Origin of the sequence: Vibrio sp. V10_P2A27P122, from assembly GCF_963874335.1 — a bacterium.
Taxonomy (GTDB): domain Bacteria; phylum Pseudomonadota; class Gammaproteobacteria; order Enterobacterales; family Vibrionaceae; genus Vibrio; species Vibrio anguillarum.
In genome coordinates this window covers 1-17,113 of record NZ_CAWNHY010000279.1, presented here as the reverse complement: position 1 = coordinate 17,113, position 17,113 = coordinate 1, and the positions used below count along the sequence as shown (strand labels likewise).

Here is a 17,113-nt window from a genome sequence, read left to right as displayed (position 1 = left end):
TATAATCATGCATTTTTAATTTCTAATATAGATGTTGTAGGAACTTTGTCTTCTGGTTTGATAGTTCATAATTTTGTTAATTTAGGTGCTCTTACAATAATATTTAGTTGTTTGGAGTTTTCCTTTCTAATTTTAGCGTACAGGTTTTTTCGAATTGAGTCAGATAATGTCATTAATTTGTCTGTATTCTCATTCTTGATTTTTTCTGTAATGAATTATTCGTTTGTGTCGATATTAGCTAACCCTAGCTGTGGGTTTGCTTTAATATTTTTAATTTTATTTATTACTAAGTTTTTTAGGCAATTAAGATAATGAAACAAATACTGCAAGATATGGCAAACGGCGGTTCTAATTTAGTGGAAGCTCCAGCGCCAACGGCTACGAAAGGGAATGTGTTGGTTGATTCGACAGTTTCTTTAATTTCTGCTGGTACAGAGCGTATGCTCGTCGATTTTGGTAAAGCGAGTTTGCTAGATAAAGCGCGTCAACAGCCTGACAAAGTGAAAATGGTGCTGGAAAAAGTGCAAACAGATGGGCTAATGACTACTTTAGAAGCCGTACAGTCTAAGTTGGCACAACCACTACCTTTGGGTTATTGCAATGTTGGCGTCGTTAATACTTTAGGTAAAGGTGTGCATGGCTTCAGAGAAGGCGATCGTGTTGTTTCTAATGGCCCTCATGCAGATGTCGTCCGCGTATCTAAAAATTTGTGTGCTTTAATTCCCGACAACATATCCGACGAGGAGGCATCGTTTACAGTTGTAGCTAGCATTGGTTTGCAAGGTATTCGCTTGGCAGAACCAACGTTGGGTGAAGCGTTTGTAGTGACCGGAGTTGGTTTGATTGGTTTGTTGACGGTTCAATTGCTCCGCGCTCAAGGTTGCCGTGTACTGGCTATTGATTATGACGATACGAAACTAGAACTAGCTAAACAATTTGGTGCAGAGGTTTGTAACCCAGGTAAAGGTGAAGATCCTGTTGCTGTGGGGATGGCATTTAGCCGTGGCAATGGAGTCGATGGCGTAATCATTACTGCATCAACAAAATCAAATGAACCAGTAACACAAGCTGCACGAATGAGCCGTAAGCGTGGACGTATTATTCTTGTAGGAGTTACCGGGTTAGAGCTCAATCGTGCGGACTTCTACGAAAAAGAACTGAAATTCCAAGTTTCTTGCTCTTATGGCCCTGGTCGCTACGATGCAGACTACGAAGATAAAGGCAATGACTACCCTTACGCGTTTGTGCGTTGGACCGAGCAGCGTAACTTTGAAGCTATTTTAGATATGATGTCTTCGGGCCAAGTAGACGTTAAGCCACTTATTACTCACCGATTTAAGTTTGAAGATGCAGCGCAAGCATATGATCTACTCACCTCAGATAAGTCTGCACTGGGTATTTTGCTTCAATACCAGAGTGAGCCCAGTACTCGCCACCAGAAATCCGTTATGCTTAACAGTAAGGCTACTTTTGAAGCATCGAAGCCTGTCGTTGGGTTTGTTGGTGCTGGAAACTACGCGTCTCGTATGTTGATCCCTGCGTTTAAAGTGGGTGGTGCTCAATTACATACTATCGCCACATCTGGTGGTATTAATGGCGTTACACACGGTGAAAAGGCGGGTTTTGCGAAAACCACAACGGATACAAGCGCAATGATTTCAGACCCAGAAATCAACACCGTAGCTATTGTAACCCGCCATAACAGCCATGCACGGTTCGTTTGTGAGGCACTGAATGCTGGCAAGAATGTATTCGTTGAGAAACCGTTAGCAATCACATTAGAAGAACTCGCTGAAGTCGAAGCAACTTATTACTCTAAAGTATCTAATGCTTCTGCACCAAAATTGATGGTTGGCTTTAACCGTCGTTTCTCCCCTCAAGTTCAAAAAATGAAAGCACTGCTTTCGTCGGTGAAAGAGCCCAAAAGCTTCATGATGACGATGAATGCGGGAGCTATCCCGGCCGATCATTGGACACAAGATAATGAAGTCGGCGGTGGTCGTATTATTGGAGAGGCGTGCCATTTCATTGATCTAATGAGATACCTAGCTGATTCAGAGATCGTTTCTGTACAGTGTCGCCGTATGGGAGATGTTTCCGGTGTTGATATTACCGAGGACAAAGCAGCTATTATTTTAGGCTTTGCAGATGGCTCTTTCGGTACAATTCATTACCTAGCTAATGGTGCGGCTAACTTCCCCAAAGAACGCGTAGAAGTTTTCGCAGCAGGGAGAGTGCTTCAATTAGACAACTTCCGTAAGCTAAAAGGTTTCGGTTGGCCTGGCTTTAGCAAAATGAACTTATGGAAACAAGATAAAGGCCAAACAGATTGTGCGGCTGCTTTCCTTAGCGCTATTGAATCAGGTAAAGAGTCGCCGATTCCAGCTCGAGAGTTGTTTGAGGTAGCAAGAGTTACAATCGAAATAGCAGAGCAATTGCGTAAACAACAATGAGTCTCACACTAAAAGCACAAACTGCAAAGAATCTAGGCATTCTTAACTTAGCCAGAGTGGCAGTTTACCAACTAGGTGTCCGAAGCGGATTAAACCCAGTTAAGCGTCTCAATCAAGCCTCGATATCGGGGCTTTTGTTTCGTCCTTTATCTGCTTCAGTTCAATGTAAATCTGGTCAGCGATACCAATTCTCTCCTTTTGGTTGGAAGCCGAAGCGATTAGTCAGTGGATTGCGATGGGCGGAGAGCGCATTAACTGGAAAATGCTACTCCAACATGGAAAAACCTTGGTTTTGTTTGTCTGACTTTGATTCTAATGTTGGTGATATTAAAGGGATTTGGGAGGCATCTAGATTCGACTGGGTACTAGGCTTAGCGAAGGATTATCTTTCTGGAAGAGAGCAAGCGCTTGATGAGCTGAATGCAACTACGAAAGATTGGCTAAAACACAATTCTCCTTATTTGGGGCCGAACTGGAAGTGTGGTCAAGAAGCCTCAATAAGAGTAATGCATTTGGCTATGGCTGCTAAATTACTGAATCAAGTTGAAAGTCCTGAACCTGCACTGTTGGCATTTGTTAAAGCCCACTTAAAACGCATTGCCCCGACCATCTCTTATGCTGTTGCTCAAGATAATAACCATGGCACTTCGGAAGCTGCAGCCCTATTTATCGGTGGAAGTTGGCTTGTTTCCAATGGCGATAAAAGCGCTATGCGCTGGCAAAAAATGGGGCGTAAGTGGTTAGAGGATCGAGCAAAGCATTTAATCGACTGTGATGGAACATTCAGCCAGTATTCAGTCAACTATCACCGAGTTATGTTAGATACTTACTCAATGGCTGAGCTATGGAGGCGGGAACTTAATCTCAAGTCGTTTAGTCCGTCGTTGTATACAAAAATTGGTTTGGCGACTCAATGGTTATATCAGTTGACTCAAGAAGTAAATGGGGATGCACCTAATTTAGGTCATAACGATGGCGCAAGGTTGTTACCTTTAAGTGACTCTGATTATCGAGATTTTCGCCCAACGGTTCAGCTCGCCTCAGTCCTGTTCTTGCAGTCATCTGCTTGGGAAAAAGCAGGTAGCTATGATGAACCACTTAAACTTCTGGGATTAAGTAAACCTCAGCGAGTACTCAACCAACCGATCTCATTCCATTTTGCGCAAGGTGGATACGCCGGATTAAGAAGCCAAACTGGAGCGTTTGCACTATTCAATTACCCTATCTTTCGTTTTCGACCTGCTCAAAACGATGCTCTACATGTGGACTTTTGGCTTGACGGTGTAAACCTGTTAAGAGACGGTGGCACCTTTAGTTACAATGCTGGTCAAGCATATATCGATTACTATGGTGGAACGCAAAGTCATAATACTGTTCAGTTTGATGAGCATGAACAAATGCCACGCTTGAGCAGATTTCTCTTAGGTGCTTGGCTTAAGGCTGAAAATGTCCATTGGGATGAAGTTCGACAATATTGTCGCGCTAGTTACCGTGACTATTTGGGGTGCAGCCATAAAAGAGAGATTTCTCTTTCGAGCAGTACCCTGCGAGTTGTAGATGATATTCAAGGTGTACAGAAAAAAGCGATACTACGTTGGCGCCTGAGTCCAGGGGAATGGATTATAGAAGATAATCAAATCACTAACCATATTCATTCTATAACGATAAATAGTAATACCGACATCAAACGACTTGAGTTAGTCGAAGGAAAAGAATCGCGCTATTACTACCAAGAAACTTCCATTCCTGTTTTGGAAATCGAAGTAACGTCAGATGGCAAAATAACGACAGAGTATAATTACAGCTAATGAATATTCTTTATTTTCACCAGCACTTTTCAACACCTAAAGGTTCCACAGGAATACGTTCATACGAGATGGCAAAGCGCCTTATACATCATGGGCATAGTGTCACTATGGTATGTGGCACATATGGTGGCGGAGAGACGGGCTTAGAATCAGAGTTTATTGGTGGCAAACGCGAGGGCGTCGTCGATGGTATCCGCATCATTGAGTTTGATTTGGCGTACTCCAACTCAGATGGTTTTCTTAAAAGAAGCATGACTTTTGTTAAGTTTGCACTTAAAAGTATCGGCTTAGCTTTTACGGAAAAATACGATGTATTGTTTGCAACAACAACCCCATTAACAGCGGGTATTCCCGGTATTTTTGCACGTTGGTTACGTGGAAAACCTTTTGTATTTGAAGTAAGGGATTTGTGGCCTGAATTACCAAAAGAAATGGGGGTAATTAAAAACCCTATCATTTTGGGTTTGATGTCTCTATTAGAATGGGCGTCTTATCGCAGTGCGAATCGCTGTATTGGCCTTTCTCCTGGCATTGTCGAGGGAATCAAGAAGCGTGGAGTGCCTACAGACAAAATAGCGATGGTACCCAATGGCTGTGATCTCTCCATCTTTACTCAACCAAGTGAACCATGGCGACCAGAAGGTGTCGCGCAAGAAGATTTGATGGCGGTTTTCACTGGCACTCATGGTATGGCGAACGGCTTAGATGCTGTCTTAGATGCAGCGACAGAGTTACAAAGTCGTGGCCGAAACGATATTAAGTTAGTTTTGGTGGGGCAAGGTAAGCTAAAACCACAATTTGAGGCCAAAGCTCAAGAGATGCAGCTGAATAACGTTGTATTTCACCCTCCTGTAAATAAGCAGAGGTTGGCGGGTTTAATGGCAAGTGCTGATGTTGGAATGCAAGTGTTGGCAAATATTCCTGCATTTTATTACGGAACATCTCCGAATAAATTTTTCGATTATATCTCTGCGGGTCTCCCTGTGATTAATAACTACCCAGGCTGGCTGGCAGAGATGATAGAAGATTCTCAGTGCGGCTTTGCTGTAGCTCCAGAAAACCCGCAGGCGTTTGCAAATGCCTTAGAGCAGGCGGCGGATAATCGAGAGGCGCTTATTAACATGGGGGCATCCGCTCGACAACTTGCTGAAAGTCAGTTTGATCGCCAGTTGTTAGCCGATAAATGGGTTCAGTGGGTAGTAGGAACCGCGCAATCAAAAGTGAAATCTGCAGAGGTAAATGATGAAAAGATTATTTGATTTCTGTGCCTCTTTATTTGGGCTTATTTTACTGTCACCAATTATCGCGCTCGTGGCTTGGAAAATACGTAAGAACTTAGGCTCACCCGTACTGTTTCGTCAAACACGCCCTGGTTTAAATGGCAGGCGGTTTGAAATGGTTAAGTTCCGCACCATGAAAGATGCGATCGATTCACGAGGGAATCTACTTCCTGATTCCGAGCGAATGACCCTGTTTGGAGACAAGTTGAGAAATTCAAGCCTTGATGAGCTTCCGGAGTTGTGGAACGTACTGAAAGGTGAGATGAGTTTAGTGGGGCCTCGTCCTTTATTGATGCAGTACTTACCGCTTTATAGTAAAGAGCAAGCAAGGCGTCACGAAGTCAGGCCTGGCGTAACGGGCTGGGCTCAAATTAATGGGCGTAATGCAATCAGCTGGGAAGATAAGTTTAAGCTCGATGTCTGGTATGTCGATAATCGTTCCTTTTGGCTTGATATCAAAATTTTACTGTTAACAGTTAAAAAGGTATTCGTTAAAGAAGGCATTTCGGCCGATGGCCATGTCACCATCGCCCCGTTCACAGGGCAAGAGCAGCAAGGCACGAGTCATGAACGCTAAGCCTGTTAGCAAACACTCACTTGGAACTTGTGCGATTCTCGGGGCCAGTGGTCACGGTAAAGTCGTTGCAGAAATCGCTGAGCTCAATGGTTATTCTGAAATTCATTTTTATGACGATCGCTATCCAGAGTTACACAACATTGAGAATTGGAATGTCGTTGGTGATACCGCATCCTTGCTCGCTAGTGTTGAGCAGTATGCTTGCGTGGCGGTTGCGATAGGGAATAATGCAATACGATTAAATAAACACAAGCAGTTACTTGAGGCTGGCGCGAGAATGCCTACGTTGGTACACCCCAGTGCCATCATTAGCGGTTATGCCACAGTAGCAGACGGATGTGTTGTGATGGCGAATGCGGTGGTTAACCCCTTCGCAGTGCTAGGTCAAGCTTGCATTGTCAATACAGGGGCAGTCGTTGAACATGATTGTCACTTAGCTGATGGTGTACACCTTTCGCCCAACTCTGCGATTGCAGGCGGAACTCAACTCGGAGAATGCGCTTGGTTAGGCATCGGTGCTGTGACCCGACAATTAGTGTCGGTGGGGGCAGGTGCCACTATTGGTGCCGGGGCAACGGTCGTTGCTAATGTTACAGCCAATACAGTGGTGATGGGCATCCCAGCCAAAATACAAACAACTAGAGATCTAGGATCTAGGTCCTAGGGAAGAGCAGGTTCTAGGAAGAGCAAACCCTAGAACCCTAGAAAACTAGTCCCTAATTCTCTTTACAGGAATTTCGATGTTAAATACCCCATTTTCTCCATGGCCAAGCTTCACTCAAGAAGAGGCCGATGCAGTCAGCCGTGTGCTGCTATCAAACAAAGTCAATTACTGGACAGGCAACGAATGCCGTGAGTTTGAAAAAGAGTTCGCAGCCTGGGCTGGTTGTGAATACGCGATTGCGCTAGGTAACGGAACGCTCGCGCTCGATGTGGCCTTAAAAGCCTTGGGCGTTGGCGCAGGTCATGAGGTGATTACCACCTCGCGTACCTTTTTAGCTTCTGCTTCTGCCATTGTGACGGCTGGCGCAAACCCAGTGTTTGCTGATGTGGATCTTAACAGCCAAAACATCACCGCAGAGACCATTGCCGATGTGGTCACAGAAAAGACTAAGGCTGTAATTGTGGTTCATTTAGCTGGCATGCCTGCGGAAATGGATGCGATTATGGCACTCGCCGCTGAGCGCGGTTTTTATGTGATTGAAGATTGCGCCCAAGCCCATGGTGCGAAATACAAAGGACGCAGTGTCGGTACCATTGGTCATATTGGTGCTTGGTCCTTCTGCCAAGATAAAATTATGACCACCGGTGGTGAAGGCGGCATGGTGACGACCAACGATCATGCGCTTTGGTCAACCATGTGGTCTTACAAGGATCACGGTAAAAGCTATGATGCGGTATACAACCGTCAGCACCCGCCGGGCTTTCGTTGGTTACATGAAAGCTTTGGTACTAACTGGCGTATGACGGAGATCCAAGGTGTATTGGGCCGTATTCAACTGCAGCGTATGGCAGAGTGGACAGCCAAACGCCAGCACAACGGCAAGTTGATTGATCAAGCAGTAGCGGATTTGGCCATTGTGCGCCGAGTGGAAGTCGCGGACTATATTGAGCACGCAGAGTACAAGCATTACCTGTTTGTTAACCCTGAGCAATTGAAGGACGGTTGGAACCGCGATCGTATCGTGGAAGAAATCAACGCCTCGGGTGTGCCTGCATATCAAGGCAGCTGTTCGGAGATTTACCTCGAAAAAGCCTTTGACAACACGCCATGGCGCCCTGCAGGGCGTCTACCTAATGCTCTGCTAGTTGGTGAATCCAGTTTAATGTTCCTCGTTCATCCTACTTTGACTGAGCAAGAAATGAATAAAAGTTGTGATGTGATTAGGAGAGTTTTAACTGAGGCCACTCTCTGATAATGAAGACTAAATGAAATTTATAAAGGCGTTACATGGCTAGGCTGAACTTTATCTGGAACTTATCGCGGGTTAATAAGCGCATTATCAGCGTCATTATTGACCTTCTTTTTATCGTCTTCTCTTTTTATGCCGCTTATTGGGTAAGAATTGGTGAAATTGCTTTGATCAAATCACCAACGGTTCCTTACCTTCTGGGTTGTGTTGCTATCATCACCATCCTTTCTTTCACACGGCTTGGGCTTTACCGTGCGGTATTGCGTTACCTTACTTTTCATGCGTTAGCGGTGGTCAGTATTGGCACGGTGATTTCAGCGGCTTCTGTTGCCGTTCTTGCATTTTATTTTAGTGCGCCTATTCCGCGTTCTTTACCCATTATTTACGGAACTTTTCTCTGCCTTTTGTGTGGAGGCTCGCGACTTATCATTCGTGTGCTCGTTGCCCAACTCAATGGTCAAGGAAACAAGCCTGTGCTGATTTATGGGGCAGGCTCAGCGGGAAGGCAGCTTGCACTAGCGCTCAGAAATTCGGAAACTCATAAAGTGATAGGGTTTATTGATGAAGATAAAACCCTTGAAAACACCGTGATTATGGGGTTGTGTGTACACAATGTTGGTCATGCAGATAGGCTAGTTGCTAAACATAATGTAAAGCAGATACTACTTGCAGTGCCAAGTGCTTCACGTGCTCGAAGGAAGAAAATATTGGAGTCCTTGGTTCACCTTTCAGCGGAAGTACTTACCGTACCAGATATGAAAGATATTGTTGAAGGTAAGGCGAGTATTGATGAGCTAAAAGACGTTGCGATTGAGGACTTACTTGGGCGAGATCCGGTTATACCACAGCGCTCGTTAATGGAAGCAAACATTAAAGATAAAGTTGTTATGGTTACCGGTGCTGGGGGCTCGATTGGCTCAGAGCTGTGTCGACAAATCATCCTCAGCCAGCCGAAAAAGTTGATTCTTTTTGAGCTCTCTGAATTTGCGCTATACCAAATTGATCGAGAGCTCAGTCAACTTATTGTCCGCAAAAAACTAAATATTGAAATCGTACCTCTGCTTGGTTCTGTTCAGCGTATTAATCGTTTATCAATGGTGATGAAAAGCTTTAGCATTCAAACCATTTACCATGCCGCCGCCTATAAGCATGTTCCTTTGGTTGAGTTCAATGTCGTTGAAGGGGTAAGAAACAATGTGTTTGGTACTTACTACACCGCAAAAGCTGCAGTAGAAGCTCAAGTTGAGTCTTTTGTACTTATCTCTACAGACAAAGCAGTTAGGCCGACCAATGTCATGGGTACGACTAAGCGCATGGCTGAATTAGGTTTACAAGCCTTGGCAGAGCAAGAAAATGAGAAGCCTAAAGGCACCCGTTTTTGTATGGTGCGTTTTGGTAATGTGTTGGGTTCTTCTGGTTCCGTGGTGCCACTGTTTAAAAAACAGATAGCAACAGGCGGCCCTTTAACGGTTACTGATCCTGAAATAACGCGTTATTTTATGACCATTCCAGAAGCCGCACAGTTAGTGATTCAAGCAGGAGCGATGGGCAAAGGTGGTGATGTTTTCGTTCTCGACATGGGGGAATCTGTGCGTATTTCAGATCTTGCCAAAAATCTTATTCAGCTTTCTGGGTTGGAAGTGAAAGACGAATCTAACCCATACGGTGACATTGAGATAAGTTATACCGGGCTACGCCCTGGAGAGAAGCTGTATGAAGAGCTTTTGATTGGTGACAATGTTGAGAATACGGCGCATGAGCGAATTATGACTGCGACAGAAGTAAACTTACCGTTACCTCAATACATGCATCTTTTGGAAGAACTTGACATCGCTTGCCATAACTTTGACCACGAGCGGATCCGTGAGCTGCTGCTTGAAGCACCGACAGGTTTTACCCCTAGTGATGGTATTTGTGATTTGGTGTGGAAGAGGAACAATTCAGGAGAAATTCCAGAAGAGAGCTTAGTGACGTACTAATTAAATTAGATTACGGTATCAAAAAAGGGTTTATCATATTGTGATGAACCCTTTTGTGTTTTAGGGCAAAAATATTAGTGGCCTATACATCGGTTAGAATGAAACTTTGTCAGCTGCGACGAATTTTTTAACAGGCCATATGTTGTGATGAATAAATAGCGCGCACTATCGATTCAATGACGCCATAAAAAATGAAAGGATTGAATATGCAGATCATCCACCACGGTGGAAAAGAGACCGTCACGGGCTCTTGTCATGAGCTGAGGCTTGGGAAGAAAGGGATTTTGGTTGATTGCGGCTTATTTCAAGGGCGTGATAGCCGACCAATGGCGATTGATTTTCCATTAACTCATCTGCAGGCGTTGTTGTTAACTCACTCGCATATTGATCACATCGGCCGTATACCTTGGTTATTAGCGGCTGGTTTTCATCAGCCTATTTATTGCACACCCGCTACCGCAGAATTACTCCCATTAATGTTAGAAGATGGGTTAAAGCTTCAACTTGGCTTAGGGCAAGCACAGCGTACAAGAATATTAGAAAGGCTGAATAAACAAATAAAGCCGGTGAATTATGGCGTGTGGCAGCGTATTTCTCGTGATTTAGACAATACTTATTTTCGCTTTACGCCTGCGGGCCATATTTTAGGCTCAGCGTTTATTGAAGTGAAACTGCCAAATAATGAAATTGTCTTGTTTTCAGGGGATTTAGGTCCCAGCAACACACCGTTATTGCCAGACCCAGTCTCTCCGCCTCGCGCTGATTATCTGCTGATTGAATCAACCTACGCGAACAAAACCCACGACAATGTGCAGCTGCGGGCGCAGCGCTTAAAGGACATCATCAACCGTTCTTTACAAGACGGTGGCACCATTTTAATTCCAGCATTCAGTGTGGGCCGAACACAAGAGCTGCTGTTTGATATTGAACAATTGATCTTCAGCGGTGAAATCGATGGCAATATTCCGATTATTTTAGATTCACCCATGGCGCAACAGGTGACGAAATCTTACCGAAAGTTTAAAAAATTGTGGGGAAAAGAGGCGAAAAAGCGTTTGGATGCACAAAGACATCCGCTTGCGTTTGAACAGTGTATTACCGTTCAAGATCATCGAAGCCATCAAGCATTGGTCAACCGTTTAGCCTCAACAGGGGAAGCGGCGATTGTGGTGGCCGCGTCTGGCATGTGTGAAGGTGGCCGAGTGATGGCCTATTTAAAAGCGCTGTTGCCTGATAAAAGAACCGATGTGATCTTTGCGGGCTTCCAAGCTCAAGGCACTCTGGGTCGAGCAATTGCGCAAGGAGATCACTCGGTGATGATCGATGGCGATGACGTGCTTGTGGATGCACAGGTTCACAGTATGTCGGGTTATTCTGCCCATGCCGACCAAGCCGATTTGTTGCGCTTTATTGAGGGCATTGCGACTAAGCCTAAGCAAATTCATTTGATTCATGGAGAGCCCACCACAAAGCAAGCTTTTGCGGTTACGTTGCGCAGTTTAGGTTATGAGGTGATAGATTGAGCGCAATGTTTTGCCGTGTTAATTGCATTGTTAATAGCAGTAACTTACTTTTAATAGGTGTAAAAGATTTGTATCCATTAGCAACTAAACGATAACGCTTTGTGGCTTAGATTGTGGCTTGGACTTTTTGTCGGTTAATTACGACGCGGTGTGAGTGCAAAGTGTACATGTGTAGTGGGCGATTCTTACAAACAAAACCTAATCTATTTCACCAATGGGGGTGAGTTGTGAATCTATCGTTAAAAGGTAAGTTGATAATGACAAGTTTGCTTGTTGTTATTGTGATGGCGGTGGTGTTGACGTTACTGTCGGCAAATTTATTGAAAGATGAAACGGAGAGTGGCATCAAGGAAAGGGTGTATGGTATCTCGAAATCGGCAACGAGTTCGATTAGCCAATGGTTGGATGTTCGTAGCAAAGTTATTAGCGCAGTGATCCCTCACACAATGAAGGAAGATTCACTGCCTTTTTTACAGCAAGCTCAGCAAGGCGCACAATTTGATTTACTCTATTTCGGCACTGAGCAAGGCACCATGCACCGTTCTATTCCGTCTCGAGGCGCAGACAATGCAAGCTATGATCCTCGGACAAGAGGATGGTATCAAGAAGCGAAAAATAGCTCCGGCACGATACTGACGGCCGCTTATGCTGATGCGATAACGGGCGCTTTGATGGTAACGCTCGCTGAACCGATTAAGAAAGACGGACAGTTTTGGGGCGTTATTGGTGCTGATGTGTTAATTGATCAATTGGTGAAGGATGTCATTGCGATTGATGCAGGGGCAAAATCAAACGCTATGTTGATCAACCGTGATACAGGGTTAATTGTTGCACACCGTAATAAAGATTTGATTCTCAAACCGCTGGCTTCTTATAGCCCTAACCTAACGCAGCAAGTCATCGACCGCTCAATGGCAGAGAACAAAATACAAACCGTGATGGTTGGTGATGTCGAAAAATTATTATTCTTTACTGCCGTTCCTGAGACTGACTGGGTGCTCGGCATTGAGCTCGATAAAGAGGTGGAGTACACCAATATTGGCGCTCTCTTTATGCAATTAACCTCGATATCAGTCGCCATTACAATTTTGGTCGTGATTGTGTTTTCGGCATTGGTTGGCTTCTTACTGCGTGACTTGGGCCGAGTCTCCCAAGCATTGGCGGAAATTGCAGACGGTGATGCTGACCTTACGCAGCGCATTGAACCACGTTATCAAGATGAAGTAGGCGCACTGGCGAATAACTTTAATCAGTTCGTCGGTAATATGCACGGCATGATCAAGCGTTTCCATGAAGTGTCGCAAGGGTTAACACTGCAAGCAGAAAACACCGCAGCGCAAGCCCATGAGCGTACCCGACGCATTATGGTGCAACAAGATGAAATCAACATGGTGGCCACTGCGATTAACGAAATGGCAGCCGCCACGCAAGAGATTGCAGGCAATGCAGATAATACAGCGGCCACGTCTTTGGATACGGTGAAAATTTCTAACCACGGCGTTGAGCAGGTGAAAAATACTCAACAGTCGATCAGTGAGTTGTCGAAAGAGATGACGGTAGCCAAAGAAGTCATTGAGAACTTGAATCAGCACGCACAAAACATCAATACGATCTTGTCGGCGATTCAGGGTATTGCTGAGCAAACCAACTTACTGGCACTGAATGCGGCGATTGAAGCGGCAAGGGCGGGTGAGCAAGGGCGTGGATTCGCGGTGGTAGCGGATGAAGTTCGGGTACTCAGCCAACGAACGCACAGTTCGACGCAAGAGATTCAACAGACGATTGAAACCTTGCAGAAAACCACGACTCAGGCCGTGAACATCATGACTGAGAGTAGCAAGCTTTCCGAAAGTAGCGTGGAAGATGCTAACGTGGCCGCGCAAAGCTTAGTGAAAATTGGTGAAGCGGTCGGCACGATCAGCGATATGGCAACCCAAATTGCAACCGCCGCAGAAGAACAGGCGTCAGTCACAGAGGAAATTACGCGTAATACCCAAGGTATACGTGATGTGTCTGATGAACTGGCAAAAGAAGCGCAAGAAGCTTCCCAACAAGCTGAATTGCTTTCTAGCTTATCTAAAGAGCTTCAACACGAAATTAACCGCTTTAAACTGTAACCCTTCTCGATCACTTTACGATTAAACCTCCCCCATTAGGGGGAGGAAATTCAGGCAATGTCATGTTTACCTTGCGAGAGCTTGAAAGTCACTCCCAGTTGGCGCTTGCGAAACGCGTAGGCCGAAGTCAGGAAGCACGGCGTAAATGTGGTCAAAAATATCCGATTGAATACCTTCATACTCGACCCACACGACCGTATTGGTGAAACAATAGATCTCCAGCGCGACGCCATCGTGCGTGGGGGCCAGTTGGCGCACCATTAATGTCATGCCTTGGTGAATTTGGGGATGGTTACGCAAGTAACGTTCTAGATAGGCACGAAAACTGCCAATGTTGGTTAAGCGGCGGCCATTGATGCGGCAGGCTAAATCGAGTTGGCTCATCTGATTATAGGCGTTGAGCTCTTGTTCTTTCTCGGCCAAGTAGGGCTCTAAAAGTTGTGCTTTGCGTAGGTAGCTTTGCTCTTCTGGTGTCAGAAAGTGAATGCTATTGGCATCAATTAATACGCTGCGTTTAATGCGTCGGCCGCCTGATTCTTGCATCCCTTTCCAGTTTTTAAACGAATCAGAGATCAAGGCATAAGTCGGAATAGTGGTGATGGTTTTATCCCAGTTTTGCACTTTGACTGTGGTCAGGCTAATGTCGATGACGTTACCGTCTGCGCCATATTTGGGCATTTCTAGCCAGTCACCGACGCTTAGCATTTGGTTCGCTGAAAGCTGAATCCCCGCCACTAATCCTAAAATCGGGTCTTTAAATACCAGCATGATGACCGCCGTCATCGCACCTAAACCGCTCAGCAGTAGCACTGGTGATTTGCCAATTAAAATCGACGTCGCAAACAGTGCGGCGATAACAAATGCGATGATTTTGATGCTTTGAATAATGCCTTTGAGCGGAATGTTACGGCTGGTTGCGCTGCGATAAAGTAGCGTTTCCACAACATTGAGCAGGGCGTAACTGCTTAATAAGCCAAAGAGAATAATCCACAGTAAGGTCAATGTATGCAGCAGTTCGTAAGTCGCACTGGCGTGGCTAAGCCATAACTGAGTTTGAATTGAAATGACAATCCCTTGAATTAACAAGGCAAAGCGGCTGAAAAGCTTTTTGCTAAACAGAATGTTTTGTAAAACTTGTGCGTTGGTTGTGCGCCGCTGTAGCCATAGGCTCACCCCTCGGTGCAACACTAAATGGATAACGATAGAAATAAGCGCAATAAGCCCAAGTGCTTCAGCAATCGGCAGCAGTTGTTCTAAATTAATGTTCAGTGATTGTAGCCACGAAGTGATGGCTGAAGGCATGATTTGCTCCTTGTGTCATTAGGCGATACCGTTCCTGTTTTACCGCATTAACCCGTGTTCGATGCGGCAGTGTATTCTCGACAGCAATGGCAAGTGGTTTGCGTGTCTATAGTAACATTGAGTTAAGGTTTCCCTAGGCTTAGTGCCGATTATTAACCGCTATTTGACCTAATAGCCTTTTTCAAAATCAATTCTGTTTTCAAGTTGGAACCCGTCGCGCCACAAGCCGTAATTACGGGTGAAAATCTCCACCACTTGCTCAGGAAAACTCACTGCTGCGATGTGCGGGGTAAGGCTAATGGCAGGGTGCGTCCAGAACGGGTGATCTTCGCTTAATGGCTCTTTTTCAAATACATCGAGGTAGGCGTGTTGAATGTGCCCCTCTTCAATCAGTGCAATTAAATCACTCTCAACAAGGTTTTTACCGCGCCCGACATTAAACAGCAATGCATTGTGGCAATGGCTCAACGTATTTTGACTGAGCAAGCCTTTGGTGTGCGGCGTGTTGGGTAACGTACTGACCACAATCTCCGCATGGGCGAGGGCAGTAGCAAGCTCGTTAATGTGATAGGTTTTATCAAAACCCCCGTTTTTGGCTGGGATGCCAGTGCGGTTGACGCCAATCACGTGCAAACCAAAGGCTTTGGCTACTTTCGCTAAATGGCTGCCAATCGAGCCTGTGCCGAGGATTACCATGGTTTTATCATTGATCGATTGATAAGGGTGGGTTTGCCACTGTTTAGCCGCTTGTTGCTGCGCGTAGCAAGCAAAGTGGCGAAAGTGTGCAATCAGGTTGCCCAGAACGTATTCAGCAATTTGCTGGCCGAAGATGCCTTTAACGTTGGTGAGCTCATAATCTTGACGAAGTTGTGGCGACATTAAGGTGTCGACGCCTGCATATTCCGAGTGCAACCATTCCAGTTGCGGAAAATCGTCCAAATACTTTGCCGCCAGTGGTGGTGCGGCCAGCAAAATGGTTGCTTCGCTGCGATCGTCAGTGATGGCTAAGCCGCTCAACTGCGCCTGTTCAATCGCTTGTCGATAAATATCGTTGTGTTCGGTCAGAATATAGAGTTTATGAGTGAAATTGTTCATCGGCTTTGCTTTTTTCCCTGTTGGTTATCAAGTACACTTCCGCTGTCTTTTTCTGCTGCGATTGAGTGATTATGCTACAAAACCCTCTGCAGGTTCGTCTTGAGAAATTTGAACCTTGGCAACAAATTACTTTTATGGCGTGTTTGTGTGAACGTATGTACCCGAACTATGCCATGTTTTGCGACAATACTGAATTTGCTCACACGCGAGTATATCGAGATATTCTCGACAGTGTTTGGGAATTGCTCACGGTAAAAAGTGCCAAAATCAATTTCGAGAACCAATTGGAGAAGTTGGAAGAGATCATTCCAAGCTCAGAAGATTTTGATGTTTACGCTGTGTACCCAGCAATTGATGCGTGTGTGGCTTTGTCTCACCTACTTCATGGCCTGCTTGATCGCGATTATCTGTATGAAAACATGCAAAAAATCAGTCAGGTGTCGGTGCTTACAGTGGCGCAGTTAGAAGAAGCGCAAACGGGCGAAGAGATCACCAACGACAATCAAAAACAAAATGAAGCGGTTTGCGCCGAATGGGATGTGCAGTGGGCTATTTTCCGCCCTCTGCGTGAAGCCGTAGAGCGAGATATTGATTTGATTAAAGACCTACGCCAAGAGCTACGCGACGAAGGCGTGAGCAATATTGGTGTGAGTTTGTAGTACACCGCCTCCTAACCTCCCCCTAGAAGGGGGAGGGACTAAAAGCACTCTCGTCTCCCTTGAAGGGGTGAGACTAAAAGCATGTTCGTTGTGGGTGCTGAAATGTGCTGATTTCAGTGATCGCTTTTAAATTCCGTACATCTACCTAACTTTCCTCTAGAAGGGGAGGGACTAAAAGCGCTCTCGTCTACCTTAAAGGGGAGAGACTAAAAGCATGTTCGTTTTGGGTGCTGAAATGTGCTGATTTCAGTGATCGCTTTTAAATTCTGTACACCCCCTCCTAACCTCCCCCTAAAAGGGTGAGGGACTAAAAGCGTTCGTTTCGGTGCGGAAAGGTGCTGATTACAGTGATCGTTTTTAAATTCCCTCCCCTTTGAGGGGAGGGTTAGGGTCTGTCTCTTATACAC

Annotated in this window: 13 protein-coding genes; 11 read left to right on the top strand and 2 right to left on the bottom strand. The window is 45.3% G+C overall.

Annotated elements, in window-relative coordinates; genetic code table 11:
• The 10 genes from AACQ17_RS14925 to AACQ17_RS14880 form a co-directional block, all read left to right on the top strand.
• Window positions 1-312: hypothetical protein (locus AACQ17_RS14925; protein ID WP_206208100.1), on the top strand; the 312-nt coding region annotated here is incomplete at its 5' end.
• Window positions 312-2,453 (top strand): bi-domain-containing oxidoreductase, encoded by a 2,142-nt coding sequence (locus AACQ17_RS14920; RefSeq protein ID WP_094147075.1) that lies wholly within the window; start codon window positions 312-314, stop codon window positions 2,451-2,453. The genes AACQ17_RS14925 and AACQ17_RS14920, both read left to right, overlap by 1 nt.
• Window positions 2,454-2,728: 275 nt before the next feature.
• Window positions 2,729-4,261, top strand: a complete 1,533-nt coding sequence (locus AACQ17_RS14915; protein ID WP_339366211.1) for a heparinase II/III family protein — start codon at window positions 2,729-2,731, stop codon at window positions 4,259-4,261.
• Window positions 4,261-5,520, top strand: coding sequence for a glycosyltransferase family 4 protein (locus AACQ17_RS14910; protein WP_094147077.1), 1,260 nt, complete (start codon window positions 4,261-4,263; stop codon window positions 5,518-5,520). Before AACQ17_RS14915 ends, AACQ17_RS14910 begins: the two co-directional genes overlap by 1 nt.
• The gene (locus AACQ17_RS14905; RefSeq protein ID WP_276206498.1) at window positions 5,504-6,118 is read left to right on the top strand and encodes a sugar transferase; all 615 of its coding nucleotides are present in this window, start codon (window positions 5,504-5,506) and stop codon (window positions 6,116-6,118) included. The genes AACQ17_RS14910 and AACQ17_RS14905 overlap by 17 nt, the downstream gene beginning before the upstream one ends.
• Window positions 6,108-6,782 (top strand): acetyltransferase, encoded by a 675-nt coding sequence (locus AACQ17_RS14900; RefSeq protein ID WP_240507696.1) that lies wholly within the window; start codon window positions 6,108-6,110, stop codon window positions 6,780-6,782. Before AACQ17_RS14905 ends, AACQ17_RS14900 begins: the two co-directional genes overlap by 11 nt.
• Before the next feature lie 76 nt (window positions 6,783-6,858).
• Entirely contained in the window at window positions 6,859-8,034 is a 1,176-nt protein-coding gene (locus AACQ17_RS14895; RefSeq protein WP_094147080.1) for a DegT/DnrJ/EryC1/StrS family aminotransferase, read from the top strand.
• Between the two features lie 35 nt (window positions 8,035-8,069).
• On the top strand, window positions 8,070-10,010 hold the full coding sequence (locus AACQ17_RS14890) for a polysaccharide biosynthesis protein (RefSeq protein WP_094147081.1): 1,941 nt from the start codon (window positions 8,070-8,072) through the stop codon (window positions 10,008-10,010).
• A gap of 206 nt (window positions 10,011-10,216) precedes the next feature.
• Complete coding sequence (locus AACQ17_RS14885; RefSeq protein ID WP_094147550.1) at window positions 10,217-11,533, top strand: MBL fold metallo-hydrolase RNA specificity domain-containing protein; 1,317 nt, start codon at window positions 10,217-10,219, stop codon at window positions 11,531-11,533.
• A gap of 227 nt (window positions 11,534-11,760) precedes the next feature.
• Complete coding sequence (locus AACQ17_RS14880) at window positions 11,761-13,650, top strand: methyl-accepting chemotaxis protein (RefSeq protein WP_094147549.1); 1,890 nt, start codon at window positions 11,761-11,763, stop codon at window positions 13,648-13,650.
• Between the two features lie 66 nt (window positions 13,651-13,716).
• Here AACQ17_RS14880 and AACQ17_RS14875 read toward each other — a convergent pair whose 3' ends face one another.
• Window positions 13,717-14,952, bottom strand: coding sequence for a mechanosensitive ion channel family protein (locus AACQ17_RS14875; protein WP_013855795.1), 1,236 nt, complete (start codon window positions 14,950-14,952; stop codon window positions 13,717-13,719).
• Window positions 14,953-15,120: 168 nt separating this feature from the next.
• Window positions 15,121-16,047, bottom strand: a complete 927-nt coding sequence (locus AACQ17_RS14870) for a D-2-hydroxyacid dehydrogenase (RefSeq protein ID WP_094147548.1) — start codon at window positions 16,045-16,047, stop codon at window positions 15,121-15,123.
• Between the two features lie 71 nt (window positions 16,048-16,118).
• Between AACQ17_RS14870 and AACQ17_RS14865 the strand changes: the two genes are divergently transcribed.
• Window positions 16,119-16,706 carry a YjaG family protein gene (locus AACQ17_RS14865; RefSeq protein WP_026028258.1) on the top strand — a complete coding sequence of 196 codons (588 nt, stop codon included), beginning with the start codon at window positions 16,119-16,121 and terminating at the stop codon, window positions 16,704-16,706.
• The last annotated feature ends 407 nt before the right edge of the window (window positions 16,707-17,113 follow it).